The sequence below is a fragment of the Pseudomonas sp. NPDC096950 genome (genome assembly GCF_044762525.1).
Lineage (GTDB): Bacteria > Pseudomonadota > Gammaproteobacteria > Pseudomonadales > Pseudomonadaceae > Aquipseudomonas.
The window spans coordinates 36,863-61,926 of record NZ_JBIWEL010000001.1 but is presented as its reverse complement, the minus strand read 5'-3'; the positions used below and the strand labels follow the sequence as shown (position 1 = coordinate 61,926).

The window sequence follows — 25,064 nt, the reverse complement described above, 5'->3', positions numbered from 1 at the left end:
GTCGGTGAAAAAACAGGCACTCAGTGTAACCGTTGACGGGAAACCTTCGGAACCAGTCGCGTGGCACTGAGCATGACCGCAATCATTAACGAAGCCACGGCGAGCAGCGCCGCCGACAGGTTCGTCGCGTGGGCAAACAGCCCGATGACCGCCGGGCCCATCAGGATGCCGAGATAACCGAGGCTGGTGGCTGCGGCGATCGCCAACTCACCGGGCATGGTCCGTTGGGCGCCGGCCAGGGATAAGTAGACCGGGGCAATGTTGGCCAGGCCGGCGCCAATCACCGCAAATCCCACCAGGTTCCACAGCCAGTCGGTCGCGAGCACCACCACCAGAAACCCCAGCATCACAATCAGTCCGCCACCGATAAGCACCGTGCGCGGGCCGAGCTTCAGCAGAATCCGGTCACCACTCAAGCGTCCCAACGCCATCATCACCGCAAACGCAGCGTAACCAAGGCCGGCAATCGAATGCTGGACCCCACGGACCTCGGCGAGGAACACCGCGCTCCAGTCGAGAATCGCGCCTTCGGCAAGAAAAGCGAACAGACACAGCACGCCCAGCAGCAAGACCTTCCGGGAGGGCCGGACAAAAATCGGGCTGCCCTCATCGCCGCTGCGCCCCAGCATGTGCCGCCCGGAGGTCAAAACGAAAGCGACCAGTGCCGCCAGCACTGCGCTGCTGGCCAGCAACGGTGTTGCGCCGAGCCATAACAATCCAGTCATACCCGCCGCACTGACGATCGTTCCGAGGCTGAACAAGCCATGAAAACCCGACATCAGTGAGCGACCGGTTGCGCGCTCCACCATGACGCCTTGGACATTCATCGTCACATCGACCGAGCCGCAGCCTGCGCCGAATATCGTCAGGGCGAACATCAAACCGGCGAAGGAATGCGTAGTCGCCAGCATCGGCAATGTCAGCAGCACCAGGGCTATGCCGACGTGCATGGTGAAGCGGCAACCTTTCCTGGCGTTGAGGATGCCGGCGAGCGGCATCATCACCAGCGAACCCAGGCCGAGGCAGAGCAACAACAGGCCCAGCGCTCCGTCGTCGACTCCGGCCCGACTGCGCGCATACGGCACCAACGGTGCCCAGGCGCCCATGCACAGGCCTGACAACAGGAACGTCAGCCGATAAGCCGCCATGTGAGGGGTAGCGCACGGCAGTACCAATTCTTGAGACGACACGGAAACCTCGGTGCTCGAATTACGAAAGTTATACGTATAACTTAAAAATATTGATCAGGCTATACGGTCATGGCGACTCCTTAAGGCCCGGCTAATTTAAGCGGCTTCCGTGCACCTAACCTTCTGGCCGTAAATCTGAAAAGGGTTGACAGCCAATCTCCTGAAAATGTTACTTTCATGGGGTTATACGTATAACTCAATTGCATAAACACCCCACAAAAACAAAAGGGACCATGCAGCGTGATCGACAACCTTCCGGCAACACCTATCCCCCTGCGCATTCGTAAAGCGCGCATCGCGACGTTCCTCGGCTTCATGATGATTGGCGCCCTGATGTACATCTGGTCCACGGGCGTCAGCGTGTTCAGGGTGCAACTGGGTCTGACCGGCGAACTGGGCGACGGGAATTTCGGCTTGATCGCACTCGGGGTCGGCGTGGGCTCGGCAACCGGCGCGCTGTTTGTGGGCCGGTTGCTGGATACCTTCGGCGCGAAACCGGTGATCACGGTGTGCGCCCTCGCGTATCCCCTGTCCATTATCCCGCAGGGATTCGTCAGTGGATTCTGGTTCGCCCTGTGCTTCGGCGTCATCCTCGGGTTGCTGCGTGGCGCGATGGACACAGCGCTGAATGCCCACGGCGTACAGGTCGAACGCTTCTACCAGCGCTCGATCATGTCGGGGTTCCACGCGTGCTATTCGCTGGGTGGTTTTCTGCTGGGGATGGTGTGCAGTTGGCTGACCGGTTTCTACACCGACAGCGTGCAAGTGCCCTACACCGTACTCGGTGTGGCGTTGTTTATCGTGGGCTGTTTTTTCAGTCGATGGCTGCTCGGCAAGCATGATGTGCCGGACGCATCCTTCGGTGACTGGCACACCGGCGACCGCTCGACCGATGAGGCCGGCAAAGGCCCATCGACCAAAACGCTGCTGGTCATGATTGCCCTCGGCACCCTGTTGCTCGGCAGCATGATGGGCGAAAACGCGATTGCCGACTGGGGTCAGGAATACATTCGGCGTGAGTTCTCGACAACGACCTCGACGGCCGGCATGGCGGTCTCGGTGTTCGTCGGCGCGGCTTTTGTCGGGCGTTTGTTCGGTGATCGGCTGGCGGCCGCGTTCGGCAACTCACGGGTGGTTTTCGGCTGCGGGACGCTGTGTGTCCTCGGCATGATCATCACCATTGTCGGCGGTACCGCGCTGACTGGCATTGTCGGCTTCGCCCTGTACGGCCTGGGCCTGTCCTGCATCGCGCCGCTGATGATTTCTGCCGCCGGGCGCCGCGATCCCAACCATGCGGGTCGCAACATCGGCATCGTTAACTGCATCGGTTTTTCCGGGATGCTCGTGGGGCCGGCCGCCATCACGGTGATTGTCAGCAACTTCGGCCTCGGCAGGCTGATGTTTTTCCCGTTGATCATGCTGGGTTTGCTGGCGACATTCGGCCCGTTGCTGATGCGAACGCCAAAAGCCGCAAGCATCCAAGAACAGCGCTACGGGGCAACCTCACCCCGTCTAGGTGGCTGAACCACTGACCACCCCGACGTTCGTTGCGATGCCTTAAAGCATCGGCGAAGTGCTCACCACTCGCAACGCCAGGCCTTCAAACGCATCCAGGGTAATGGTGAACTCACCCTCAGGCGTGAGATCACCTTCGACCCGTTCATTGATGATGTCGACCACCGGCCCCGGTGCAATATTGGGCAGGTGCAGGGTTTCGGTGATCGGTGTCGAGCCGAAGTTCAGCGCCGTGATTTGCGTGCCTTTGCCGGCCGGCAATTCGTGAACCATGATCAGCAGCCCTGGATGCTCGACGTCCGGGATCAGGATCTGACGGCTGGCGGCAATGTCGTAGGCGCGGCGCGCGGCGAGGATTTTGCGCAACTGCGAGACGAACGAATCCGGATCTTTCAGTTGGCTCGGCAAGCTGCCGTACAGCGTCTTCGGTCGCGGCATTTGCCCGGCGGACAACGGCGCATCCGGGTTGAGGTCCACCAGGTCGTAGGCGCCGCGATGAATCCAGCGCGTGTCACCGTCGCCCATCAAATGCTCGACCTGTTCCGCCGGCAACGGCAGCGCACCGACCAAATCCCAACCCGACAGCGCGAACACGCCCGGCTGCATGGCGTTGTACATCACCAGCAGTAAATGCACCTGGCGAATCTGCTGGATATCAGCGGTGGTAATCGCGTCGAGGTCACGGATTCCCAACGCGGCGGTGATGATGCTCGCGGTGGTGCAGGACACCCCGTTGGTAACGAATTTCAAGTTATAGGGCGCGTGCTCGCCGGCCAGGCGCTCGTACATCTGCTCGCGGATATGCTCACGCAAGATACTTCCGGGAAAGGTCTGGCCTTGAAAGAGGTAAGTGTCGTGGGCGTGCAGCGTCCAGAAATGCACCAGCTCCAGGGTCAGTTCGTCGTGGTTCTGCAAAGCATGAATCAGCGAGCCCGGATCGATGCCCTGGGTGTGCATCTGCCGCAGCATCAGGCGCAGGAACTCGGTATCGCCCATCAGCAACGCATGCTGGTAGGCCGGACGGGTGATGAAGTCATACGAAAGATCAGCGCCGCCATGGGACATCGCGGCGATATCGTCGACGGTCAGGTTGAGCTCCTGGAAGCTGAAACCACCGGCCTTGCGGATCGCCCCGGCGAGCAACTGATTGCCGGTGATCGACAACGGATGGCTTTCAGACCAGGCGGTGCCGTCAAGCTTGCGCTCGACGCCGAGGAAACCGTTGGCGTCCAGGCGCAGAATCTTCGCCCCCATGACATCAATCGCATGCAAGGCATCGCCGATGATCATCTGCTGCGCCGCGAAAGTCGGGTCCAGCCAGTTCAACGACGGCTGCCCTTCCTTGAAGTAATGCAGGTAGACCCAGCGCCGTGGTTTGCCGTCGACCCCGATCACCACCGAGGTCGCGCTCCAGTCAGTTTCCTTGACGCCGGGCTCGAAGAAGATCACGCGCTGCAATTGCCCGACGATGTAATGCTTGTCCCGCAGCACATCGACCTGCGCCGGGCTGAGGTTCTGGGCATCGCGACCTTCGGCGATATCCGGCAGCAACGGCCAGTCCTCCTCGCGGATCTCGACCATGTGGTACAGGCCCGGATAATCCTCATATGCCATCTCGGCCAGGCGGAAATCCGCGCCTTTGCCGGTGTGCGAAGGGATCACGTCATCGATGATCACCGCGTTGTGCGCAGCGGCCATGCGGGTCAGCGCTTGAAGCTGCGCCTCAGTGCCCAACTGCGGGTCGATCTCGAAACTGATGCGGTCGAAATTGCCGTCGATCGTCGGTGTGTGTTCAGTTCCCGTCAGGCCACCGGACATTTTCAGCGGCCCATTGTGGATGCCCTGGATACCGATTCTCGACAGTGCATGCCACAGGGTTTCATCCCCCAGCGCTTCCAGCACCGTGCCGTTTTCACGGGTCACGATGGAGGCCGGGTACGCCGTGAACCATACCGACGCCAGGGCCGAAGCATCCCGGGGGCGCGTATGGGCATACGGCTGCTGCCACAACCGACCTTGCCCGGAATACAGTTTGGCCCGCTGTTTTGCGGCATGCAGCATGGATTGCTCGACCAGCCAGGTCACTTGGTTCTTTTCAGCAGCCGTCATAAAACAAATACCTATTGTCGGAGTAAAACCGCAATTGGCCAGTGCCTACGTACAGCAAAGGCTTCGCTCGTCTTTATATGAGGCCCTGGCGTGGCATTCGTTGCGTCGGACTGGCTCACAACGCCCATCTCGCTCATTACAGAGGCAACGGTCGATCCTGCACAACCCGTTTCATGACCAGCGTTGAGGTCAGCCGCTGCACGTTGGGCAACGTCGAAAGGCTCTCATCGTAGAGCCGCTGGAAGGCCGGCAAATCCTGAGTGATGACGTGCAGCAGGTAGTCCGGCTCGCCGAATAACCGCTGGGCGTCGACTATTTGCGGGATGTCGACCAGCGCCGTTTCAAAAGCCTCGACAGCTTGCCTGTCGCCCTCACGCAGCGTGGCAAACACCATGGCTGAAAAGTTAAGGCCCAATGCGCCGGGGTCCAGTTGGGCTCGATAGCCGAGCAACACACCCGACTCTTCCAGTGCCCGAACCCGGCGATGGCACGGGGAAAGGCTCAACCCCACGCGTTCGGCGAGTTCGGTGACCGAAAGACGACCGTCCTTTTGCAGTTCAGAAAGAATCTTTCGATCAATCCTGTCCATTTGGAAGAATCTCCCATTCTGTAGCGACTTGATGATTACCTTTGAAAGTAAATTCTAACCACATTTCATTATTCTTCCTCCTGTCAATAATGACCGGAGCGAGACGATGGAGCGAATGGTGTTTCAGCAGCAGATGGGGAGAACGCCATGACCTTGAGCGTTTTCGTGGCTTTTTGGGCAGTGTCGATTCTGTTCGTCATCACGCCAGGCGCCGATTGGGCCTATGCCATTTCTGCCGGATTGAAAGGTCGAGTCGTCATACCCGCCGTGGGTGGGTTGTTGTCCGGGCATTTGATAGCCACCGCTATTGTTGCCGGTGGTGTCGGCACGTTGGTGGCCAAGCACCCTTTGGCTTTGTCGGTGCTGACCGTCGCCGGGGCGGGTTATCTGCTGTGGCTGGGCGTCAATATGCTCGCCCGCCCCGCTACACCTCATGCGGATGACATCCAGGCGTCCGGCTCCTGGAAGCGCTGGGCGATCAAGGGACTTTGCGTGAGCGGGCTGAATCCGAAAGTGTTCCTGCTGTTCCTGGCGCTATTGCCGCAATTTACCGACGCTACCGCAGCCTGGCCGGTGCCGATGCAGATGATTGCGCTGGGGCTTATCCACACCGTGAGTTGCGGCGTGATCTATTTGCTGGTCGGGTTTGGCTCACAGGTGGTGTTGCAGACTCGTCCCTCCGCGGCTCGTTTTGTCAGTCGTTTTTCCGGAACGGCCATGATCGTCATTGCGGTCGTTTTGATCATTGAGCAGATGTTGGGTTAATCCATTTTTTCAGCGAGACACCGCCATGAGCGATCAGCCTTCACCGTATGACAACGCCCAGCAACTGCCACGGGTCCGCATCCCGCATTTGAAACAAATGAAAGTGGAGGGCCGGAAATGGGCGATGCTCACCGCGTATGACATGTACAGCGCGAGCATTTTCGAAGAGGCCGGAATACCTGTCCTGCTGGTGGGCGATTCCGCGTCCAACAATGTCTTCGGCAATGAGTCCACGTTATCGATCACCGTTGACGAACTGATCCCGCTGGTTCGCGCGGTCAGCCGAACGACGCGCCGGGCATTGGTGATTGCGGATCTTCCTTTCGGCTCTTATCAGGCTTCGGCGGAGCAATGTTTCCACACAGCTGTGCGTTTCATGAAGGAAGCCGGTGCGCATGCGGTCAAACTCGAGGGTGGCGTCGAAATGCTGCCTCAGGTTGAGAAACTGGCTCAATCTGGCATTCCCGTCATGGCACACATCGGCTTCACACCGCAGATGGAACATCAATTGGGTGGCTACCGCGTCCAGGGTCGAGGCGAAGATGCGCAGCGGCTAATAGACGCCGCCAGAGCGTTTGAAGCAGCGGGCGCATTCGCTGTTTTGATTGAGATGGTGCCCGGCGATGTGGCTCGAGCGATCACTGAAGCCGTTTCAATTCCTACCGTCGGGATTGGCGCAGGTAGTGAATGCGATGCCCAGGTGCTGGTCTGGCAGGACATGGCCGGGCTGCGCACCGGTCGCCTGCCGCGATTCGTCAAACAGTACGCCGACCTTCGTTCGGTACTTCACACGGCAGCCAGCGACTTTGCACGTGAAGTCGATGCAGGAACATTTCCAGGCCCTGAACATACGTTTTAACCGCGCCCCTCTTAATGGAGTCGTTATGAAGAGTATGAGAGAACGTGCTGCCGAAGGCCTCCAGGTCGGTGACCGGTTCACCGTCGTCCGCTGTTTTTCAGAGGATGATATTCGAAAATTCGCGCAGATTTCTCGGGACTACAACCCGGTTCACTGCGAGGCGCGCTACGCAACGCTGCGCAGGTTCAAAGCGCCTATCGCCCATGGCCTCCTGACCGCCAGCCTCATCACCGAAATTGGCGGGCAAATCGGTTGGCTGGCAACGGGGATGAGCTTTGCGTTCAAGCAACCGGTTTATGCGGGAGAACAGATCACCTGCCATTGGCTCATCATTGAGATCGATGAACGGGGTCATGCGAAAGCTGACGTGAGGATTCTCAACGCAGAGGGAATTACGGTGCTGGAGGCGAGTACGACTGGGGTACTGCCCGGAACTGAAGAGCGTGAATGCCTCAAGCAGATGCTTGCTGAGGGAGATCCTACTAATGGGACTGCCGGGGTCGCCTGTTAATTGCTCGGGGGTAGAACGCAGACAAATAAAAGGGGCCGCGAGATAAATCTCGCGGCCCCTTTGAATTATATGGTCGGGACGGAGTGATTCGAACACTCGACCCCTAGCACCCCATGCACGCAGTAACGTAGCAAACCTCTGGTATACGGTTGATTTCTCTGGCGCTCGCTGCAATCGAATAGCTATAGATCAACATAGAGTCACGCCAAGTCACGCAAAAGTCACGCAACCCTTCCCGGCGTCCTGCCGACCGAACACAATCCCTATCGACACACATTCATTACATACGCCTGAAGCGCCCTTAAGGCTGCTTGGTCGGCAATGATCCCGGCGCGGATATCGAAAACAGTTGATCCAGAAGCTGCAGAGAGTTCGATGGTGCCTGCATCGCCCAGGCTGGTGGTACTGGTGGTACTGGACAAGTCCCCGGCACCGGCACGACAACTTCCCGCGATGCGCAGCCGGCGAGCAGAGTCAGCAGCAGCGCGGCGCCACTTTTCATTTTCAGCGAGGGCATCGGTCTTCTCCTTCTGGTTTTTCTGGTCGAGGTTGGCGACGGCCTGCTCGGCGCTCTGTTGCTTTTCCAGTGCCCGGCGAGCCTGCGCGGCGCCGGCGTTGGCGATAGTGGCCAGGTCCGCCTGGCGGCTCGCCTCGTTGATGGCAATGATCTGGCCGTAGCTGTTGGCTTGCCATATCCAGGCGCCAGCTGCACCGATCAGCAGCGCAGCCATATAAGGAAGGATCCGCAGCCAGATCGACGTCATACCTCATCCTCCCAAGGCGGCAGGTTAACTGTCTGTCCGGCGAAGGCATGGGTGCAGTCACCCAGGAACTGGATCTGTCCATCAGTGACGAACGAGTGACAGACACGCTCACCATCAGACCAGTTGTAACGCACCAACACCGAAGGAGTGAGCGTTGGCTTGTCAGCGTCGCCATTCCATCCCCATCGAGGGCCGGCGCCCGGACCGTGCATGATTCTGTGCACCATCTCGCAGCCCGGGCATTCAAACCACAGACTTCCTTCCTCAGTCGTGGCCAGCACGCGAGAAACTTTGCGAAAAGCTGTCATGGCACATCCTTGAAGAAAATGTGGTGGCCGAGCTTCAACGTCTGTTTGGCACCCTTCACCCAAGTCGGTGGCGTCGGCATGGTGGTCGCGTAATAGTGCGTGGCGCCGCCGGTCGGGTCTGCGACCTTGCCGTCAATCACCTGGTCAGCGGCGATCCGAGCCTGGGCCAGCTCACGGAACGGGATCTGCTTCACGCCGATCAGAAACTTATAGTTGGGGTCGGTCTTGTTCCAGCAACTGAACTGGTATGGCGCCTGGCACACACCGGCGTAACCCTCGCCCCACCACGATTTCAGCTTGCCGTCGTCCACCCGATTGCGAATGGCCCAGGCCACGGCGATCTGGCCGGCCAAACTTTCGCCGCGGGCCTCACCCCACAGCGTGCGCGCGAGGATGTCGCGGTCTTTCTCGGTAACAGGCATAACTTTTCTCCAGGCAAAAAAATACCCGCTCGATGGCGGGTGGTTATTCTTCGATCGTCGGTATCGGCATTACGGGCTCTGGCATTGCCAGGCGGACGTCGATCCAGCTGTTCAGCGGCACATCAATTGGTGCTCCGCGCCCGGGGATCATTTCGCCGTCATCCGACAGCGTCCAGCGTTGCTTGAACAGCTTGATGGTCACAGTGCCGTCTTCAGCCTGTTGGCTTTCGGTGATGCCGAGTATCCGGCCGCCGTCGGGCGAGCATGGATCTTGCGTGCGCCAGCCTTCCAGCGCCAGGCCAAGGCTTCCACTGACGCGGTATTCGCCGACGTCCAGACGCTCCACAAGCACGCCATGCGCTTCTTCGTTCGCCACGCCCCAAACTCCGGCAGGTTCAAATGTCTGCTCCTGCAAGTCACGACGCTGCGTGTCTGCAACGTTGGCAATGCGTACGATGGGCGATGCAGCGGACAGCGCACCGCCCGAGCCTCGGGTCGTGTTTCCTGTGTGATAAAGCTCGGCCCATGAAGTCGCCGATGTTTGATCCTTTAAGATTGAGCGAATGTAAGCTTTGTTTTGTGAAATACCCAGCGCAAGCTGGGATTGCCAACGCGGATCAACGCCCCAATCCGAAGTGAGTAGCTGGATGGCCGCATAGGGTGCGTTCACAGCATTGCTGACTCCGTAAAGGCCAGTGGCCTTCGCATTGTTCATATTGGTGCTGTCAATGGTCGAAGAACCTAGCCAACCGCCAGCGCCAACGGGCATGACGTTGCCAGCGGCAGTGCCGACATTCGCCACAGCTGCTGTGCCCAGCCCGAGTCCGCTACGAGCGGTGGTTTGTGATGTTCCACCGGTGCCGCCCTGGGCAACTGTCAACGCCTTGGTCAAGGCATTTAGTTCGGTAATGTCCGCGTTGGCCCCTGACTTGGCCGTTCCAAGCGCAGTGCGTGCGCCAGGCGCATCGCCGGCACCGGTGCCGCCTTTGCTCACCGGCAAAATTTCGTAGTTGCCGGTGGTTCCCAGCACAGCGAGCTTGGCACCATACGTGTTGACCAGTGCCCGCAGCGCGTCCGCTGAGTCCTTCACATAGCCTTGCAGTGGGGCCATCGCGTAACTGCCGGCTCCGTTGGTTGCGCCCTGGTAATTCGGTGAAATCGACATGGCCGTGTCACTGGCAATATTGATCACCTCATACCACCAGCCATCGGGCCCACGAAAGCCATCACCAACGCGACTGTTCGCAATAAACGCGGTACCCGCTCCGATAACGGCATTAGAATTTTGCGTAACGGAAACCGTCCCGGCTTTATACCAAGGCATAGAGCTTTCCTTTTACTTAAAGATGAGTGCCCGCGCGGAGCAAGATAAAATGCTTAAACGAATTAGTTAAAAGGGAACGGTAGATTCGCGGTCTGAATATACAGTGCTGTCGGATAACGATCAGTTGGAATATTTTTATAAGTGGCTGGCGCATAATTTACTCCACTAGGAACAGCTTCGTTTGTGCCGGCCGATGCACCGAACATAAAACTGATTCCGCCGACCCTCCCATAAGCGCCTTCCACCACGCTGTACTGAATAGTCCCGCCAGTCGTGCTTTCCTGCGTTTCGGTTATAGTCGCTGCTCTAGACCAAGGGAGAAACGCCGCATACTCGACGCCACTCGACAACGAGACATCAACTATGCAATCCATTTGAGACGCAAGTGAGCCTCCCGGCGCGCCGCCCATGTACTGCCTCTTTTGTACTCGGCCGCCGTTGTAGGTTAGGTACTTGTTGCCGTCCGGGGCTCCGGCCGCAGGGGGGGCGGGTGATTGATACGCGCCGACTACGTTTAAAGGTGGCTGCAAAGAGTTAAACGTGATCTTACTGGTCGTATCATAAATTTTAATAAACGTTGTTCCAGCTAGATTGTCCGACATAAGGTCGAAGCAATAGAACTTTGTGTCAGTCGACGCGTTGGAATAAAGAAAGGTGAAAGCGCCCCCGCTTATTGATGTGCCAATCAATGTCCCGGAACCAGTAATAAAACAAATCGGGGATAGTGCATTATTGACAGTGAACCCCCACAACTGGTCACTGCGCGAACCTTGAGCGGGAGTTCCGTTTCCTGCAACCACAACGACAGCTGTCCAGTTCGCGCCATCATTCGGATCGAGCTGTGCCGACCTTAAATGGCGTCTGCTCCAATACTGCTGAAGCGACATATTGCCACTCTTAATTAATCCGTAACAAATCAGACTGGTATCGAAGAGTATTTGCCCATTGTCTTTAAAAACCTCAATATTGGACATTCAGTAATACCCGTAATATATCCGGCAGTTCGCCGAGAAGTATCCCCAGCCATTAGTTGCGTAGGAGTAAGCCCAGGACAGGGCGCTACCCGAAAGCGTAACGCCTGGCTTCTTGCCCTTTTCCTGCTGAAGATCCACCAGCGGCACGACGATAAAGAACTGCGTCTTGCCCGCTGGCGGCGCGGGTATGTTGATTGCGCCATTGGCCCCGCCGGTATCGTACGAGCCCTGCATCTGACTGATATTCATGGTCATATCGACCAGCAGACGACTAGAGTCGTCGTAAATGGTTATGCCAGTCATGTCAGACACTCATGTTGATGGCCAAGACGCCATTGGGGTGATAGAGCTTTACGCTGCTGTTGGTGATCGCGATCCGAGCTTGCCCGGTACCCTGACCGTTCATTTCGAAGCCACCGTTCTTGAAAATGGCCCAGCCGGTTTGGCCAAACACATAGTTCGTTGAGGCGATGTAGTCGCCGATCTTGGCATTGGTGATCGTGCCGTCCTGAATGAATGCGGAACGGATAAACACCTGTCCGCCGGTTACGGCGAACGGCGATGACAGCGTGCCGTTGATTCCATTCACCACCGCGAAAGTATCCGCACTGACCAGAAAGGTGCTCTGCAAACCACCTGGACCGTTCTCGATGCCGAGCCCGATCGCCGCCGCCACGTACTGCCCTTGGGCGTTGAGCTGCATTTTCACCGACCACATGGTGGTCAGCCTGCCAGCGGTGTCGGCGTAGGCCGTCGAGGTCTGCTGAATGGCCGCCGTGTTCTGCCCAACAGACACGTTCAGTTGATCGATCTTCGTCGCCGTGGCTGACGCGTTGGTGGCGACCACCTGCTCCAGCTCGGTGATGTTCGCCGCGTTCTTGCCAATCGCGGCGTCGAAAGTCGTGATCCGCTGCGCCGTTGCTTCGTTTTCGGAGGTGCGAACCTTTGATTCGGAAGCGATCGCCGCGGTGCTGGTCCAGCCTTTCAGGGCATCGGCCAAATCCCCTTCCCCGTTGTCGTCTCGGGAAGAAGCTTTCAGCGCCTGAAACGCAGTTGCCTGGGCAGTGGTCACACCATCCAGCTCGGTGATATCGGCAGTGTTGGTCGCAACCTGTTGTGCCAAGCCATTAGCTGTCTCGATCGACTTCCCCACATCCAGCCAGTAGGTGGCGTTCGGCGGTGGCGTGTTGATGGGCACCTGGCTTTTCGCCTGGTAGATGCGCCCATTCTCGACGACCATCTGATCTTTCTCGTAAATCTCGGCCGGCTTGTAGCCAGTCAAACCGTCGAGTGCGTCGATCTGATCCTGCAGGCCTGGGATTTTGTTGATCTCATCCAAAATATCCTCGCCAAGCTCAGATCGCCCAATCCTTCCGGCAATCATGTCCAAAATTGGATCAGCATTCGAACTCGATTGCCCCATGACGCCCATGCCCACCGGATACCACGGACCGATGTTGCCGATCCGATCCACCAGGCGCGCCCAGAAAAAGAAAGTCACGCCCGCTGCGAGCCCCAGCATCGAGAAATCGCTTTGCGGATACGACAGGTCCGTCAGCTTGGTCGTAGCCTCCAGACTGGTCGTCGGCCCGTACCAGATTTCGGTACGCTGGGTGTCCTCGGCGCCAGCAGGGAAACCCCACTTGAGGTAGATGCCGAACAGCAGCGGCGTGGCCGTCAGGAACGACACCGCCGGCGGATTTCCGGTTTTCCCAAAGAGTTCGGTTGGCTGGGAGAAGGCCCAGAGGGAGCTGTTTTCGTTCGGACCTACAGCAGCCACTCGCGCCGCATAGGTGCCGGTGTAGATGCCCGGAACCTCCATTGAGGCGGTGTAAACGCGCCCACCAAAAATCCAGTCACTAGAGCCTCGTCGCCACCACACGTTATAACTGGCAGCGCCTTTTGGCGCAGTCCAAGTAATCCGCATGGTAGCGACGTTGACGCCTTGGCGGACCGTGTCGAACGTAGAAAGCGTCACGCCGGTCGGGATTGCCTGAACCGCCGACGGAAGAACCGTTGTGGGCAGCGTGACGATCTGTGCTCCGTTATCGATAGCCGGGAATTTGCTCGCGTTGTGCTGCACGGCGACGATGTCGTACTGCAGCTTGTCTTCACCGAAGTTCTCGATAACGGACAGAATTCTGAATGTCTCGGCTTTCAGTTCTGCCGACTCAATGGTGTAGACGGACTGCGTAGTTGGCGTCGAGGAGAAGAACTCCGTCACGGTCACGGTACGGCCTGACACCCCCTGAATGACACGAGCCTCAGCGGTACCGGTGGGTCGTATAACAACCAGCGTATCGCCTGCTTCTGCCTCTATATCAGCATCCAACGTCACGCTGCCGGCTGTCGCGGCCTTGATTCGCCCGGACATTGGCTTGCCGCTATAGTTCTCGTCGGCCACCCGAATCAATTGCCCGGGCCGCGCGATGGTGCCGTCCAGGCCCACGGAGAAACTGACTGTGTCGGTTTCGTAGTGGTTAGTCAGTAGGATGTACTGACCGAGACGCTGGGCCTGCCCTTGCGAAACGCAGCCGAAGGCGGTGGTTTCGGTTTCGCGGATCTGATACCTCGCGATCGCCTCTTGGCTCTGAACGAACTCAACCTTGGCAGCGCCGAAGTTGGTTCGGTCGGACCAAGAAACCTTGCATACGCTGTAGCGAGTTGAACCGCTGGAAGCCGATCGGCTGAACTTGCCGTTTATCACGTTGGCGTTGGTGTAGGTGTAGACGGGGTCGCTCGGCATATCCGCCGACACCATGACTTCGCTGCCGGCGTAATAGCTCATGCCGCGGAAGATGCTGGCCATGTCTTGCAGCACGGTCAGTGCATTGGCGCGACTTTGCAGATAGAGATTGCAGGTGAAGCGCGGCTCTTGCCCACCCTTCCCGTCATCCACCAGTTCATCGCAGTAGCCGGCGATTTGATACAGGCCCCACTTGTCCACCTGACTATCGCTAATCACTGCTCCCAGACCGTAGCGATCATTGAGGATCAGATCGCGGTAAATCCAGGCCGGGTTATCGGTCCACGCCAGCTTGAACGTGCCGTCCCAGGCGCCAATGTAAGCCCTAGTGGCCGGGTCGTAATTGACCGGCACCTGGATGATGCGACCTTTGATGTGAAAGGCACGCTCAGGGATGGAGTTGAATTGCGAAGCGTCAATCTTCGTGCCGATCAGTGCGGTGTATGGGTACTGAAGCTTTGCGTCGATCACCTCGGTGTAGCTGACGATCGAGGTGTTGGCCTGGATGCTGGAGTTCGGTGAATCCGGGGTCAGGCGGCGAATACGAATCTGCCAGCCTCCATCAGTCGGGGGCAGCTCAATCCGGTGGCTGCGCTGGTAGCCGCTGGTTGTCTTGCCGTCGAATGCTTGAGTTAGGACGGTGACGTAATCGCCGTTGTTGGTGGAGAGATCGATAGCGTAATTCACCAGGTAGCCGACGGTGTCGCCGTCCGTCTCGGTCGTGTACAGCGTCGATACGCCCAGGCGAACGCGTACCGCCGACAGCTCGTTATTGCTGATGGCCTGCGTCCACGACTGTGAGAATTTCAGTTCAACGCCTACGGCGGTTTCCGACTCTACCGCCGGAAAGCCGCGGATGTATTCCTGTTCGGCTTCGCTTGTACGCTGCTCCCAGGTAACCCCGGTAAAATTCAGGCTACCGTCAGTGTTCGCCAGTGGCGTCTGGTTGTAGAAAATTGACTGAGCGCCATTCACCAAGCCAACAATCGGTCCCTCGCTGACAGCATCGAGGATATTGGCGTAGCTGGTGTTGATCAGGCTGTCCGGGCTCTCTACAGGCGAATGCGGTTTCTCGCTACCGCCCTTCGAGCCGCCGGCGCCGAATGTTTGTGCTGCGCCCATGCTTTTCTCCAGGCGAAAAAAAACCGCCGGAGCGGTCTTGGGGTTTCTGTGTGTTTGGTATCCGGCTGGCGCCGGCCTGCCTACTGCTGGTCTTCTGCGACGACGCCCAAGGAAACACAGGCAGAGCCAACCACCATCTCGCCGTAGCAGAGAGGGACCGGGTTGCCTTGGGTTACCGTGTTTTTTATGCCACTGAAGTTGTAGCTGGGCTGGTTGTCGGCGGCTTCGGAGCTGCCGATGCCGGGTGCAGTGCCGGCGACCATCTGGGCCACGCCGCCGAGGGCGAGCGAGATGCCGACTGTACCGGCGACCGTCCATGCGCCAGCCGCCGCCCCGGTAGTTCCGAACAGGGCTCCAGACCCGCCTGCCGCAAGACCACCAGAGAAATAACTGGCAGCGACGATCAGTGCTACGCCGATAATGGTCTGAAGCCCGCCCTGGTTTTTACTACCTTGGACGATAGGAGAAATCCGAATTTCATTATGACTCGGAGGATCTCCCAGTTCACTTTCCCCTACATTCCGATTGCCGTAAAAGACCGCGTAGACAAGGCCTCTATCTTTCGATTCAGTCATGAATTGATTGAATCCTTTATGGATCACGCCTAGTGCGCGGACAGCTTCTCGGGCGGAGTTGACCGCAAGATAGTGGACGTGACCAAAACGCTTACCAAGGACTCCATGAAGCCTGACTGTCCGAACTCGATTGCCGGCTGATTGAGTTGTGGCGGTTGGTATCACAGGTTTTCTCCGGGCAATAAAAACCCGGCGCAGTAGCCGGGTCTGTTTTTCAGGGAGACCTAGATGCATGTCTCCATAGAGGATATGAGCTTCTTGGAAATCCACGAATGTCCAACTTCAAAATACTGAATTGTCGTCTTCGCCTTCCTCTGCTGGATGTCAGCAAAGTACTCATTACCTTGGGTGTACACCGTCACTCCGCCGGAACGCCCTGGCTGGATATAGGCAACAGCACCACCACCGGCAAGGCTTGTGTCCTGCCATGCAAATAGAATGCACTTGGCCAGCGCGTCTTCTGGCTTATTCGACGAGTATGTCTTCGCCGGCCCCGTCTGACGCATCTCCGGCATCGTTGGCGTCGAGCACCCAGCCAGCGTCAACAGCGCCAACGCTCCTACGAATAATTTCATGCAGGTCACTCCTGTGGAAAGCGCCAACCATATCACCGGTTTGGCCCTGTACGAATCCCCAGTAACGCCCCGCCTAATTTCAGGAGTAGCGTTTGGCCTTCATTCAAGCCAAGGAGCGGATATGCGAATCAGAAGCCATGCGAAAAACCTACCGAAAGACCCTCGCGCGCCTGGGTCAGTTCTCGGATGGGCCGTTGTGCGAACCACACCGCAAAGCTTCATCGACATTTTCGCCATCAAAGACATTGCAGAAACCCAGGCGGCGCGACTTGGTGCTGCCTATTCCGTCAAATACGGATCACATCGCTTAGGAACTGACGACTTCATTGAGGCTTCTACAGCCTCAACGTAACAAGCCAATTTTCTGTAGCGAACTCAATTAAAGGATTTCCCAGTCCTTTGCCTGCAAGCCCAAGGACTGGGATTGCGCCAATTTCGGCGCGTTTATGACCTGGAGGTCAAAATGGCAAAACAACCTGAAAACGCAGGAAAGGCCTGGACAGCGGCAGAAGTTGCCGAGCTGAAGAAACTGGCTAAGGAAAACACTCCTACCCGCGTGATCGGTCTGAAACTCGGCCGATCAGAAGACTCCATCTACTCGAAAGCCGCAGATGAGAATGTGAGCCTTAAGCCAACTAACCAGTCGCCTTACAATCGTCAGAAGTAAGTTGAGCAACGCTTGATTCATATGCCTGGCGCTGTTCATGGCTCCACTCATGATTGTGTTCCGCCAGTGAGAGCGCCATCGAGTCCAGGCATTTGAGCAAATCAATCTTCATTTGATCCATTTCAGTCTCCCGCGGCCCTGCCGCATCACGTGGTTGGTTGTGCATCTTTGTGCCTGAGGTACAGCCGCGCCGCATCCCGCCAATACCCGCCGAAAATGTCGCGCTTTGAGTCTTTGCCGTAGAGGTGATGCAGGATGCATCCGGGCACCGGATGGTGATTCGGTTCTGTTTTCAGCTTCCCGTCTGCCAGATAGATCCCGGCGTGGTTCGCCTTTTCGGCCCGCACCTGCATGATGATCAGGTCGCCCTGACGAAGCTCGCTCGGGTCAATTTGATGGAAGCCCGTCGCCTCGTACTTGTCCATGTAGTGATCTTCGGCGCCGCTCCACCAGCCATCCTTACGCTCGTAATCCGCCAGCTCAATACTCAGTTCGCGTCGGTAGTAGTCGCGGACCAGCGTGTAGCAGTCGAGCACGCTGTGATGAAACGACCGCCCTAGCAGCGGCGCCTGGTAGCCGGTCGGCAAGTGGATCAGGTGAGAGACGGGCTTGCCCTCGCGCACCTCAACAATCAGCCAGGGCAACTCGGTCGCCTCAAGCGAAACACGGTCCGCGCCGCTCAGTCGGGCCGACTGTCCCGGGTGGCTGTGAACGACACACATAGGCTCACCCTGGTCTTCGGCGCCTGCCCAACTTTCAGCACTTATACGGAAGTCCTTCTCGGGTGCCTCCGCAATGTTTGGCAGTGGCAGATAACGTCTCTTTCCGCCGGCCAGCACCACAATACCGCAGCACTCCTTGGGGTTTTCCGCTTCGGCGTGAGCGTAGATGGCATCGATGATGGATTTATTGAGTTTCATGCGATGCCCCTCAGTTGCCTGCGCTGGGGTACGACCCGTAGCGGAGTTGGTTGTTTTCGCCAAAGCGAAGCTTGCAGCCCTTCAGGGTAAATGAGCACATATCCTTGGCGGGATCGTCGGTCGGCACATCCTTGTCGGTGAAGTAGTTCGACCCGGTCCAGGCGCAGTAGACGCCGCGGTAACCCCCGATGGATGACCATTGGCAGCAGTTCGCGACAATCTGCCGTCCTGGCAGCTTGCGGTCGGTGGCGATCAGTGGCGACTTCAGGACAAAGACCACCGCCTCGCCGTCGGCTGATTGTTTTTGGTCAATGACGTAGCTGTCCGAAGCGAAGTACTCGTTTGGGTCGGCTTCAGGGTTTCCGCCCGGGAAGTTCGCTGCATCCATGTAGCGCCCCAGCGTTCGGTGGCGGCGCAGCTTGGCGTCAACCAGGTCCTGATAAGTCGCGCAGAGCGCCGTGATGAAGCCGGTTACGTTGCCGACAGTGAGCGAGGGGTTGGATTGCTGGCCTTCCCCCGTCATGCCCAAGCCTTCAATCTTGATTGGCCAGGGCGAGTACTCAACGCCTTGCCAGTAGATCGGCCCAAGCTGCGTGTACCCGTGAAAACGGTAGATGTCGCCGCTCATGGGTGTCAGATCGAGCTCAAACAACTCGACGTACAAACCGACCTCCAGCTTCTGGATGTCTTCGTAGATACTTTCAGCCATCACTGCACCTGGAAGGTTTGTTCGAACGTGGCGGTGAGCACCCAGGCGTTGCCGCCTTGCGGTGTAGCGCCGTACGTGGCGCAGGTGAAATACAGCGGCCCATCGAGAGGCGTGGCCCAAATGAAGGACCTGTAGCCCTGGTGGGCACGCAGAAAGGAAAGAATCGCGATGATCCTTTCCTTTGGGCCGGTGAAGGTCTGCGTCCAGGACTGGGTTTCAGTGTTGAGCCCGTCCCCGGCGGTTTGCTTATAGCCACCGAAAGTGGCCGACCGCGTCCGCTGGGCGAACGTGACCGGGACCGACTTATCTGGGCGAAACGTGAATGTGTCGGTCATTACCCCCTCCCTTGAATTGCCTTGCGGATGTTGCCCTGCGGGCTCAACGACTTGGCTTCAAGCTGCTTGAACTTCTGCTCAACAAACTTTCCGATTTCGGCGCCAAAACTTTCGAGTCCGGACTGGTCACTCGACACGTCCGTCTTGCCGTCGCTGGAAATGTTGATGTAGACCTGAGGTGCCCCGCCCGAGCCGCCGGAAGCGGCAACCCCTGGCCCGCCACCGGTGTTCAGCGGCGTGACGCTGCCACCATTGGCGCCAGTCATGAGGAATGACTTGCCACCCTCGCTGTAAAGCTCGGGCCCTCGTTCATTCACCTCGTAGAGGGTGTTCGGATCAACTCCGCCACCGGTGGCCCGGCCACCGCCGAACGAGACAGACGCAGAACTGGCGTCAAACTGACTGCCGAAGCCTTGTGCGCCTGCTTCAGCGCCGCCGGCCGTTGCCGAGCCGGTAGCTCCGCCACCGGCGAAGTAGTTGGTGCCCGCACCGATGATGGCGTTGAGAATCCCCGACGAGGCTTGCCTGCTGGCAATCCGCGCCATGTCCGCCAAGATCGACTTCGCGAAATCGGCAAACGACAGCTTTCCGGTCATGGCGAAGTTGACGATCGCGTCCTCCATCGAACTGAAGGCATTGGTGAACAGGCTTTTCGTCTGCCCGGCAACATCCCGCGCCGACTCCAGGTAGTTCTGCCATGCCGACGATGCGCCGGCGCTCCAATCTCCCTGTGCGGCCGTCATCTGGTCATAGTTGGATTGCACGGTGTCGTGCAGATCCTGCTGCGTGGTTTTCAGCGCAGCCAGCTTCTTCGTGTACTCATCAAGGCTCATTCCCCGCGAGCCATCACCGTACTGGTTGGCCAAGTCGAGCTTCTGGGAGTTGATCTTGTCGTCGATGGCGTTCTGTTGATCGGTCAGGCCGCGCTGTCGATCTCCCTGGCCAAGCCCGGCCGCGGCGCGCTGTCCTTGCTGACGCAGCGTGTCGACTTGCTGCTGCAACGCACTGGTGTAGGTCTGGACGGCCAGTTCCTGCTTCTTCAGCCGGCCCTGCTCGTTCTTCGCCAGCACATCCAGTTCGCTGTCCGCAGCTTTCTGCGCTTTGACCATGTCAGCGCGCGCGTCGGCGATCTTCTGGTCGAGCTGAATTCTCTGCTCGCCCGTGGTTGTCGCCTTTCCCTTTGCCGCTTCAAGAGCGGTAATTTCCGCCTCATAAGCCGCAGTGACCTCATCCCGCTCGTTGCCGATCAAGGCTTCACGCTTCAGGAGATATTCCTGTTGCGAGATCAGCCCGGCCTTCTGCGCGGCATCCAGTTGTTTCTGGGTGTTCGAGTAATCGGCCTGGATTTCCTTGAGTGCGTTTTGCGCCGCGTTGAAAGCAGTTAGGTCGACGGCACTAGCGGATGCTGTCTTCGGGTCCTTGTTCTTGTCCTTGATGTTCTCGAGCGTCTTGGCGACATAGTCGGCCTGGACCTTCGGATCATTTGGATTCGCTTTCCTCAGTGTCTCGACGTCACGCAGATAAGCTTTGGTCAGCTTGTCCCGCTTTTCGGCATTAGTAAGGTTCGAGTCGCCGATCTGCTTCAGGCGCTGTTCGGCTTCGATCCCTTCCTTCTGGATGCGTACCTGATCCTCCTGCGTCTTGGTCCGTTGCTCGCCGGTGAAAACCGTGAGCTGCAGCAGGTACAGTTCCTTCTCCGAGGCTGCGAGTTTCTTCTTGGCGTCGGTGTCATCGGGATCAGCCTTGAGCGCGCTTCGTGCATAGGCTGCACTCTGCGTAAGTTCGGCGATTCTTTTCGCTGGCCCCTCGTCACGGCCAATGTTCTTGATTGCGTCGAGAGACTTCCTGGCTTCGTCAGTGATGCCTTTCCATGCTCGTTCAATGGTGCCCAGATTCTGGGTGATCTCCCCGGCCCGCCCCTTTACGGTATCGGCATAGGTGTCAGTCAGCAGCTTCGCTGCGCCAATGGTGTCGCCCTGCTCCTTGAGCAAGACAATCTGTGAGTAAACCGAGGCGGTCAGGAAGTGGTATTGGTCGTTCAGCTCTTTGGCTGCGCTGACCGGGTCCTTCGCGATTTTGACGAACTCCGCAATCGTCGCGCCGACCGACTTGCCGGTTGCGTCTTCCATCGCAGCGGCAGCTTCAGCGATTTCTTTGAAGCTATCGCCTGCGATCACCCCGCTTCCTGCCAACTTGGCGAGAGATGCCGCCGCATCACCGGTAGTGCCGACGGTCGCGCTCACCTGGCGCGCCATGTCGCTGAGTTGCCCGGCGCTTGTGCCGGCGTAGTTGCCGGTCAGGATCAGAGCGTTGTTGTAATCCTTGGTTTCTTCAGAGCCTTGGTAATACGCGTAGGTCAGGGCTCCCAGAACGGCGGTAACAGCCACAATCGGGCCAACCAGGGCGAGCAGCCCAAGCGCTGACGATCCAGCGCCAGCGCCAAGCTGGGCGATGGCGCGAACACCGCTTCCGATGTCGCCGGTTGAGAAAGCGTTGCCCAACTGAACGACGTTTTCCTGCGCCTGGCGTGTGCCGAGCTTTAGCTTGTCGAACACCCCACCAGACTTGCCGGCCTCGTCATTGAATCCTTTTTGCTTTACGCGGGCCGCGTCAATATCGGCAGAAAATGCCTTGTAGTCGACCTCCTTGATATTGCCAGCTTTGAAGTGCTGGTTAAGCAGTTCTTGTTGCTCATCAAGCCGTTGAATTGCAGCGATTGCCGGGTTGATCTTCCCAAGCAGCGCTTGCAGTCCTTCAGCTTGAACGCCAGTAGCTGCCGCGGCCTTCTTTGCCGCATCGGCCTGATGATCTGTCGTTCCGACAAGAGCGTCAGACTCGGCCTGCAATTTTTTCTGAAGCGCTGCCAGGCTACTTGCCGAAGAGCCGGACTTCTCTAGGGCGGTGGCATTGGTGTTCACGCTGGTGGTGAGGGTCTGGTAGTACTCGCTCGAATCGAGCGATGCCTTGGCCATGGCCGTCAGACGCTTCATCGCATCGTCAGTGGATTCGGACAGCTTCCCTTCCGCTGATGCCAGGCCAGCTGTTGCGGTGGACGCCTTGTTGAAGCCAGCCGCCATGCTATCGGCGGCTTTCTCGGCATTCGTACCGGCCTGAACAAGACGCTCCAGATCCGTGGCGGCCTGGACAGCATCGCTCGAATCTACTGCAAGGCCTAATTGCGCGATTGTGCCCGACATGAGTGCTCCATTACTTCGATTCGCTCATGACGAGCAGGGCTTCGGCCTCCATCACCTGAAGGTCAGGAAAAATCTCAGCGATTTGTTTTTTCTTGATGCCAAGGAAGTTGGCCACGTTTCGGATGGCCGAATAATCGAGCCCGGTGGCGCCGCATGCCCCTGTGCGCCATTGCGTTGTCATGGCATTGAAGAGGCAGAACGCCTGCCAGTTGTCCGGCCAAACGTCCATATCCTCATCAAAGTCCGCAGGGGATAAGCCGAACAGTCTCATTTGGTCGGCCGGCGCGCCCGGCTCGTACAGTGAGCGCGCCACGGCTATCAGTTTCCCAGGCGGGAAGAAGCGAAGGCTTTCTGGTAAGCGTCGACGATGGCATCGCCGGCACCGGCAGAGGTTTCAACCAGGGCGCGGATCGACTCGGGGCTCAGCTTGTCCTCAAAGCCCCAGCCAGCGACCAGTTGGGTTACTTGCTCAACCTGGCGCTCGATGTGTGAGTCGGTGATTTCGATCAGGGTCAACTCGTCGCCCTTCGCCTTAAAGCGCTCCTGATCTTCCTTGACGCTCTCCTGCCAGCCCGCGAACAACGCCGCGAGTTCTTTTCGGTCGCGATACTTGAACTCGAATGGCACCTTGATCGTAGTGCCGCCGACGCGAGGAATCTCCACATCGGCTTTGAAGGTAGCGTTCTGGGCGATCTTGAACTTGGCCATTGGTTACGCCACCACGGTCAGGTAACGGGTTGGTTCCGCCTGCAACGCCAAGTTGACGGTGCGGGTCAGCAGGTTGTTGCGGGAGACAGCCGGCTGTTTCGAGAACGAGGTGTAGGCCCCGTAGAGCAGCGTGTCGTTGCCCGGCAGGTTGAGACGCGCAGCCTGCACCTGCTTGCCTGCATCAGCAGACATCAGTACGGAGTTGAATGGCTGGGCCGGGTCATCGGCGATGGTCAGCACCATGCTCGCCGCCGACTTGTCGGTAGGAATCTGTTTGCCTTGGTCGTTCTCCAGGAACACCACGTCCAGGTAGTTCTGTTCGCCACCCGAGAAAGCAAGATCGGTGACCTGCGGGATTTGCACCCAGGTCAGCACCTTCTTCATGGTCCCAGCGCCGTTACCAGCCGGAAAGACCTGTGTATCGGTGGTGTCGATCGACTCCAGAGTAATCGCGGTGGCCGTGGCCACTTTCACGCGCACCACTTTGTTGTCCAGCTTGCTCCAACCCGAGCTGAGCAGGACGATATCGCCAGCGGCCAGGGTGCCGCCAACAACGGTGGCCACGGCCTCGGATGCGTTGGAGATGGCGGTGAAGGCCAGCGCAGCGGCATAGGTCGCGGCGTGCTGGAAGGTGCCGCCGTTGGGGATCTTGTAGCCCATGGGTTTTTCCTCTTTTCAGAAATGACAAAACCCGCTCAATGGCGGGTTCTGGGTTTGCCCAATGGGCGGATTAGTTGGTGTCAGCGCGGTACATGAACGACACGGGCACGGTGAAGGTGGTGCCGTCGGGAATGCCGGGGCCAGGGTCGACCGGACTCATGGTCACCACCGTCAGCACGCCTTTGGTGTTCCGCTCGTACAGGGGGAACAGCGCGGCGATCTGGTCTGCCAGCGCACCGGCCGCGCCTCGGTACTTGCCGGACGGTGTGACGATGCTGACCTGAAACACGCCGGTATACAGCTTGTGGTCACCGCCGAGCGTGTTGCTCGCGGTGTCGCCCGGCAGCGTGAAGACTCGCAGGTAGGTGACGCCATCGGCGGGCTCGTAAGCCTCGTTTTCGACGACGACCTTCAGCGGCACCGGCAGTGCTTTCGCCCAGGCAATCAGCTTGGCCTCGTAGATAGAGGCGATGGTGTTGTGGCTCATACCTGGTTGTTCCTGATGGCTTCATCGACGATCTGCTGGAAGCGGGCCAGGGTGATGCGGACCATACCGCCGGGCGCCTGCTTCGAATGCCCGTACTCAAGCGGCACCGCATACGGCAGGTTGTTGACCAGGTACGCCGTCTGGCCGATGGTCAGCGACTGCACCTGCGTCCTGAGCACTGCGATAGAGACATTGCCCGACGGGTCGATCTGGTCGAGCACTCCGTCGGCCGGAGTATCAATCGAGAACTGCCAGTTCCCGCGAAACCGCCCGCCTACGTAACCCTTGCCGGCGACCAGGCCGTTTACGTTGTAGTTCTGGTCGCGCTCAGTCTTGGTCAATGGCTTGGCGTACTTCACGCCACGCTTCAGCTTGCCGGCCTTGGTGAAGTTGCTGTCGGTCAGGTTGATGACCGTGTTGCGCACGGCTACGTTGAAGTCGTAGGCATCAGCCGCCGCAGTGTTGCCTTGTCGATGCGCGACGTTGGCCGCCCAGATCTCGGGGTTGCCCACCGGCGACATGCGGATCACGCTGCTGCCAATCTCGATCACGATTTCGCGGAAGGTTGCGTCAAGCCCGGCCTGGGCCTTCTCGGCGAACTGCCGGATGTTCTCCGCGAAGATGCCGTTGAGGCCTGAGTATTTGCTCATGACCGCACCTGCAGCTCGTACAGAATTGGCGTGCCGGCCGGGTTGATCTCTTTCAGAGGCGGGACGATAGACCAGGTGCGACCTTGGGCGATGACTTTGTTCAGCAGGCCAGGCGCCCAGGCCAATCCCTGCGCGGCGATCTTGAGCTTCTTGTCGCCCTGTTTAATGAGGCTGTTGTTCTGGAATTCTTGGCCGGTGAAGTCGAGCAGAATGCCTTGGGCGGTTTGCTCGGTGATGGTGTCAGGCGGCGCGGTACCGGTTTCGGGATCGTACTCGCCGACGGTGAATGCCCGGATGATCACGGGCTGGCCGAACTCTGTGATCATCTCCAGAGCCATCACGGCCATTTCGTCGTAGAAGGTGGCCATGAAAGCTCCGTTTCA

General features: G+C 58.4%; 27 protein-coding genes. 5 read left to right on the top strand and 22 right to left on the bottom strand.

From position 1 onward, the window contains the following. Nucleotides 1-20 precede the first annotated feature (20 nt). Nucleotides 21-1,148, bottom strand: coding sequence for an MFS transporter (locus ACIQY3_RS00415; protein WP_403017607.1), 1,128 nt, complete (start codon nt 1,146-1,148; stop codon nt 21-23). A 357-nt stretch (nt 1,149-1,505) separates the two neighbouring features. On the opposite strand from ACIQY3_RS00415, the gene ACIQY3_RS00410 reads away from it, so the two are divergent. Then, nucleotides 1,506-2,714 (top strand): MFS transporter, encoded by a 1,209-nt coding sequence (locus tag ACIQY3_RS00410; protein WP_403017605.1) that lies wholly within the window; start codon nt 1,506-1,508, stop codon nt 2,712-2,714. Nucleotides 2,715-2,747: 33 nt separating this feature from the next. On the opposite strand, the gene treS is transcribed toward ACIQY3_RS00410, so the two are convergent. Both treS and ACIQY3_RS00400 read right to left on the bottom strand, forming a co-directional pair. After that, nucleotides 2,748-4,814 (bottom strand): maltose alpha-D-glucosyltransferase, encoded by a 2,067-nt coding sequence (gene treS, locus ACIQY3_RS00405; RefSeq protein WP_403016148.1) that lies wholly within the window; start codon nt 4,812-4,814, stop codon nt 2,748-2,750. Nucleotides 4,815-4,950: 136 nt separating this feature from the next. After that, a complete protein-coding gene (locus ACIQY3_RS00400) occupies nt 4,951-5,403 on the bottom strand; it encodes an Lrp/AsnC family transcriptional regulator (RefSeq protein ID WP_403016146.1) in 453 nt (150 codons plus the stop codon). Nucleotides 5,404-5,550: 147 nt separating this feature from the next. Between ACIQY3_RS00400 and ACIQY3_RS00395 the strand changes: the two genes are divergently transcribed. From ACIQY3_RS00395 to ACIQY3_RS00385, 3 genes are read left to right on the top strand one after another with little or no spacing between them, the layout of a single operon-like run. Continuing rightward, nucleotides 5,551-6,168, top strand: coding sequence for a LysE family translocator (locus ACIQY3_RS00395; protein WP_403016144.1), 618 nt, complete (start codon nt 5,551-5,553; stop codon nt 6,166-6,168). 25 nt (nt 6,169-6,193) lie between these two features. Then, nucleotides 6,194-7,027, top strand: coding sequence for a 3-methyl-2-oxobutanoate hydroxymethyltransferase (panB, locus tag ACIQY3_RS00390; protein WP_403016142.1), 834 nt, complete (start codon nt 6,194-6,196; stop codon nt 7,025-7,027). 25 nt (nt 7,028-7,052) lie between these two features. Further along, the gene (locus ACIQY3_RS00385; protein ID WP_403016140.1) at nt 7,053-7,538 is read left to right on the top strand and encodes a MaoC family dehydratase; all 486 of its coding nucleotides are present in this window, start codon (nt 7,053-7,055) and stop codon (nt 7,536-7,538) included. A gap of 263 nt (nt 7,539-7,801) precedes the next feature. Here the strand turns inward: ACIQY3_RS00385 and ACIQY3_RS00380 are convergent, their stop codons facing one another. From ACIQY3_RS00380 to ACIQY3_RS00340, 9 genes are all read right to left on the bottom strand, one after another. Next, a complete protein-coding gene (locus ACIQY3_RS00380) occupies nt 7,802-8,302 on the bottom strand; it encodes a lysis system i-spanin subunit Rz (RefSeq protein WP_403016138.1) in 501 nt (166 codons plus the stop codon). Further along, on the bottom strand, nt 8,299-8,610 hold the full coding sequence (locus ACIQY3_RS00375) for a DUF6527 family protein (RefSeq protein WP_403016136.1): 312 nt from the start codon (nt 8,608-8,610) through the stop codon (nt 8,299-8,301). The genes ACIQY3_RS00380 and ACIQY3_RS00375 overlap by 4 nt, the downstream gene beginning before the upstream one ends. Then, nucleotides 8,607-9,032 (bottom strand): cell wall hydrolase, encoded by a 426-nt coding sequence (locus ACIQY3_RS00370; protein ID WP_403016135.1) that lies wholly within the window; start codon nt 9,030-9,032, stop codon nt 8,607-8,609. Before ACIQY3_RS00370 ends, ACIQY3_RS00375 begins: the two co-directional genes overlap by 4 nt. 43 nt (nt 9,033-9,075) lie before the next feature. Continuing rightward, nucleotides 9,076-10,356 carry a hypothetical protein gene (locus ACIQY3_RS00365; RefSeq protein ID WP_403016133.1) on the bottom strand — a complete coding sequence of 427 codons (1,281 nt, stop codon included), beginning with the start codon at nt 10,354-10,356 and terminating at the stop codon, nt 9,076-9,078. A gap of 62 nt (nt 10,357-10,418) precedes the next feature. Then, nucleotides 10,419-11,330, bottom strand: a complete 912-nt coding sequence (locus ACIQY3_RS00360) for a hypothetical protein (RefSeq protein WP_403016131.1) — start codon at nt 11,328-11,330, stop codon at nt 10,419-10,421. Beyond that, a complete protein-coding gene (locus ACIQY3_RS00355) occupies nt 11,331-11,633 on the bottom strand; it encodes a hypothetical protein (protein WP_403016129.1) in 303 nt (100 codons plus the stop codon). A 1-nt stretch (nt 11,634) separates the two neighbouring features. Continuing rightward, nucleotides 11,635-15,198 carry a phage tail protein gene (locus ACIQY3_RS00350; RefSeq protein ID WP_403016127.1) on the bottom strand — a complete coding sequence of 1,188 codons (3,564 nt, stop codon included), beginning with the start codon at nt 15,196-15,198 and terminating at the stop codon, nt 11,635-11,637. 80 nt (nt 15,199-15,278) lie between these two features. Further along, nucleotides 15,279-16,043, bottom strand: coding sequence for a tail assembly protein (locus ACIQY3_RS00345; RefSeq protein ID WP_403016125.1), 765 nt, complete (start codon nt 16,041-16,043; stop codon nt 15,279-15,281). Further along, complete coding sequence (locus ACIQY3_RS00340; RefSeq protein ID WP_403016123.1) at nt 15,998-16,348, bottom strand: hypothetical protein; 351 nt, start codon at nt 16,346-16,348, stop codon at nt 15,998-16,000. Before ACIQY3_RS00340 ends, ACIQY3_RS00345 begins: the two co-directional genes overlap by 46 nt. Before the next feature lie 463 nt (nt 16,349-16,811). Here ACIQY3_RS00340 and ACIQY3_RS00335 point away from each other — a divergent pair, with 463 nt between their 5' ends. Beyond that, complete coding sequence (locus ACIQY3_RS00335; protein ID WP_149658526.1) at nt 16,812-17,015, top strand: hypothetical protein; 204 nt, start codon at nt 16,812-16,814, stop codon at nt 17,013-17,015. A gap of 146 nt (nt 17,016-17,161) precedes the next feature. Here ACIQY3_RS00335 and ACIQY3_RS00330 read toward each other — a convergent pair whose 3' ends face one another. The 10 genes from ACIQY3_RS00330 to ACIQY3_RS00285 form a co-directional block, all read right to left on the bottom strand. Continuing rightward, nucleotides 17,162-17,935, bottom strand: coding sequence for a C40 family peptidase (locus tag ACIQY3_RS00330; protein WP_403016120.1), 774 nt, complete (start codon nt 17,933-17,935; stop codon nt 17,162-17,164). Between the two features lie 10 nt (nt 17,936-17,945). Then, nucleotides 17,946-18,644 carry a phage minor tail protein L gene (locus ACIQY3_RS00325; RefSeq protein WP_403016118.1) on the bottom strand — a complete coding sequence of 233 codons (699 nt, stop codon included), beginning with the start codon at nt 18,642-18,644 and terminating at the stop codon, nt 17,946-17,948. Then, the gene (locus tag ACIQY3_RS00320) at nt 18,644-18,979 is read right to left on the bottom strand and encodes a phage tail protein (protein ID WP_403016116.1); all 336 of its coding nucleotides are present in this window, start codon (nt 18,977-18,979) and stop codon (nt 18,644-18,646) included. The genes ACIQY3_RS00325 and ACIQY3_RS00320 overlap by 1 nt, the downstream gene beginning before the upstream one ends. Beyond that, nucleotides 18,979-22,176 carry a phage tail tape measure protein gene (locus ACIQY3_RS00315; protein ID WP_403016114.1) on the bottom strand — a complete coding sequence of 1,066 codons (3,198 nt, stop codon included), beginning with the start codon at nt 22,174-22,176 and terminating at the stop codon, nt 18,979-18,981. The genes ACIQY3_RS00320 and ACIQY3_RS00315 overlap by 1 nt, the downstream gene beginning before the upstream one ends. Before the next feature lie 10 nt (nt 22,177-22,186). Further along, nucleotides 22,187-22,447, bottom strand: a complete 261-nt coding sequence (locus tag ACIQY3_RS00310; RefSeq protein ID WP_403017603.1) for a DUF1799 domain-containing protein — start codon at nt 22,445-22,447, stop codon at nt 22,187-22,189. A gap of 47 nt (nt 22,448-22,494) precedes the next feature. Beyond that, complete coding sequence (locus ACIQY3_RS00305) at nt 22,495-22,884, bottom strand: phage tail assembly chaperone (protein ID WP_403016112.1); 390 nt, start codon at nt 22,882-22,884, stop codon at nt 22,495-22,497. 3 nt (nt 22,885-22,887) lie between these two features. Continuing rightward, a complete protein-coding gene (locus ACIQY3_RS00300; RefSeq protein ID WP_403016110.1) occupies nt 22,888-23,544 on the bottom strand; it encodes a phage tail protein in 657 nt (218 codons plus the stop codon). Between the two features lie 70 nt (nt 23,545-23,614). Then, nucleotides 23,615-24,031 carry a phage tail terminator-like protein gene (locus tag ACIQY3_RS00295; RefSeq protein WP_403016108.1) on the bottom strand — a complete coding sequence of 139 codons (417 nt, stop codon included), beginning with the start codon at nt 24,029-24,031 and terminating at the stop codon, nt 23,615-23,617. Beyond that, entirely contained in the window at nt 24,028-24,681 is a 654-nt protein-coding gene (locus ACIQY3_RS00290; protein ID WP_403016106.1) for a hypothetical protein, read from the bottom strand. The genes ACIQY3_RS00295 and ACIQY3_RS00290 overlap by 4 nt, the downstream gene beginning before the upstream one ends. Then, the gene (locus tag ACIQY3_RS00285; protein WP_403016104.1) at nt 24,678-25,049 is read right to left on the bottom strand and encodes a hypothetical protein; all 372 of its coding nucleotides are present in this window, start codon (nt 25,047-25,049) and stop codon (nt 24,678-24,680) included. Before ACIQY3_RS00285 ends, ACIQY3_RS00290 begins: the two co-directional genes overlap by 4 nt. Between the last annotated feature and the right edge of the window lie 15 nt (nt 25,050-25,064).

Coding starts and splice junctions, on each gene's coding strand:
- ACIQY3_RS00415 (WP_403017607.1), bottom strand. CDS start 1,148: ATGGCGGCTTATCGGCTGACGTTCCTGTTGTCAGGCCTGTGCATGGGC.
- ACIQY3_RS00410 (WP_403017605.1), top strand. CDS start 1,506: ATGATGATTGGCGCCCTGATGTACATCTGGTCCACGGGCGTCAGCGTG.
- treS (WP_403016148.1), bottom strand. CDS start 4,814: ATGACGGCTGCTGAAAAGAACCAAGTGACCTGGCTGGTCGAGCAATCC.
- ACIQY3_RS00400 (WP_403016146.1), bottom strand. CDS start 5,403: ATGGACAGGATTGATCGAAAGATTCTTTCTGAACTGCAAAAGGACGGT.
- ACIQY3_RS00395 (WP_403016144.1), top strand. CDS start 5,551: ATGACCTTGAGCGTTTTCGTGGCTTTTTGGGCAGTGTCGATTCTGTTC.
- panB (WP_403016142.1), top strand. CDS start 6,194: ATGAGCGATCAGCCTTCACCGTATGACAACGCCCAGCAACTGCCACGG.
- ACIQY3_RS00385 (WP_403016140.1), top strand. CDS start 7,053: ATGAAGAGTATGAGAGAACGTGCTGCCGAAGGCCTCCAGGTCGGTGAC.
- ACIQY3_RS00380 (WP_403016138.1), bottom strand. CDS start 8,302: ATGACGTCGATCTGGCTGCGGATCCTTCCTTATATGGCTGCGCTGCTG.
- ACIQY3_RS00375 (WP_403016136.1), bottom strand. CDS start 8,610: ATGACAGCTTTTCGCAAAGTTTCTCGCGTGCTGGCCACGACTGAGGAA.
- ACIQY3_RS00370 (WP_403016135.1), bottom strand. CDS start 9,032: ATGCCTGTTACCGAGAAAGACCGCGACATCCTCGCGCGCACGCTGTGG.
- ACIQY3_RS00365 (WP_403016133.1), bottom strand. CDS start 10,356: ATGCCTTGGTATAAAGCCGGGACGGTTTCCGTTACGCAAAATTCTAAT.
- ACIQY3_RS00360 (WP_403016131.1), bottom strand. CDS start 11,330: ATGTCCAATATTGAGGTTTTTAAAGACAATGGGCAAATACTCTTCGAT.
- ACIQY3_RS00355 (WP_403016129.1), bottom strand. CDS start 11,633: ATGACTGGCATAACCATTTACGACGACTCTAGTCGTCTGCTGGTCGAT.
- ACIQY3_RS00350 (WP_403016127.1), bottom strand. CDS start 15,198: ATGGGCGCAGCACAAACATTCGGCGCCGGCGGCTCGAAGGGCGGTAGC.
- ACIQY3_RS00340 (WP_403016123.1), bottom strand. CDS start 16,348: ATGAAATTATTCGTAGGAGCGTTGGCGCTGTTGACGCTGGCTGGGTGC.
- ACIQY3_RS00335 (WP_149658526.1), top strand. CDS start 16,812: ATGGCAAAACAACCTGAAAACGCAGGAAAGGCCTGGACAGCGGCAGAA.
- ACIQY3_RS00330 (WP_403016120.1), bottom strand. CDS start 17,935: ATGAAACTCAATAAATCCATCATCGATGCCATCTACGCTCACGCCGAA.
- ACIQY3_RS00325 (WP_403016118.1), bottom strand. CDS start 18,644: ATGGCTGAAAGTATCTACGAAGACATCCAGAAGCTGGAGGTCGGTTTG.
- ACIQY3_RS00320 (WP_403016116.1), bottom strand. CDS start 18,979: ATGACCGACACATTCACGTTTCGCCCAGATAAGTCGGTCCCGGTCACG.
- ACIQY3_RS00315 (WP_403016114.1), bottom strand. CDS start 22,176: ATGTCGGGCACAATCGCGCAATTAGGCCTTGCAGTAGATTCGAGCGAT.
- ACIQY3_RS00310 (WP_403017603.1), bottom strand. CDS start 22,447: ATGAGACTGTTCGGCTTATCCCCTGCGGACTTTGATGAGGATATGGAC.
- ACIQY3_RS00305 (WP_403016112.1), bottom strand. CDS start 22,884: ATGGCCAAGTTCAAGATCGCCCAGAACGCTACCTTCAAAGCCGATGTG.
- ACIQY3_RS00300 (WP_403016110.1), bottom strand. CDS start 23,544: ATGGGCTACAAGATCCCCAACGGCGGCACCTTCCAGCACGCCGCGACC.
- ACIQY3_RS00295 (WP_403016108.1), bottom strand. CDS start 24,031: ATGAGCCACAACACCATCGCCTCTATCTACGAGGCCAAGCTGATTGCC.
- ACIQY3_RS00290 (WP_403016106.1), bottom strand. CDS start 24,681: ATGAGCAAATACTCAGGCCTCAACGGCATCTTCGCGGAGAACATCCGG.
- ACIQY3_RS00285 (WP_403016104.1), bottom strand. CDS start 25,049: ATGGCCACCTTCTACGACGAAATGGCCGTGATGGCTCTGGAGATGATC.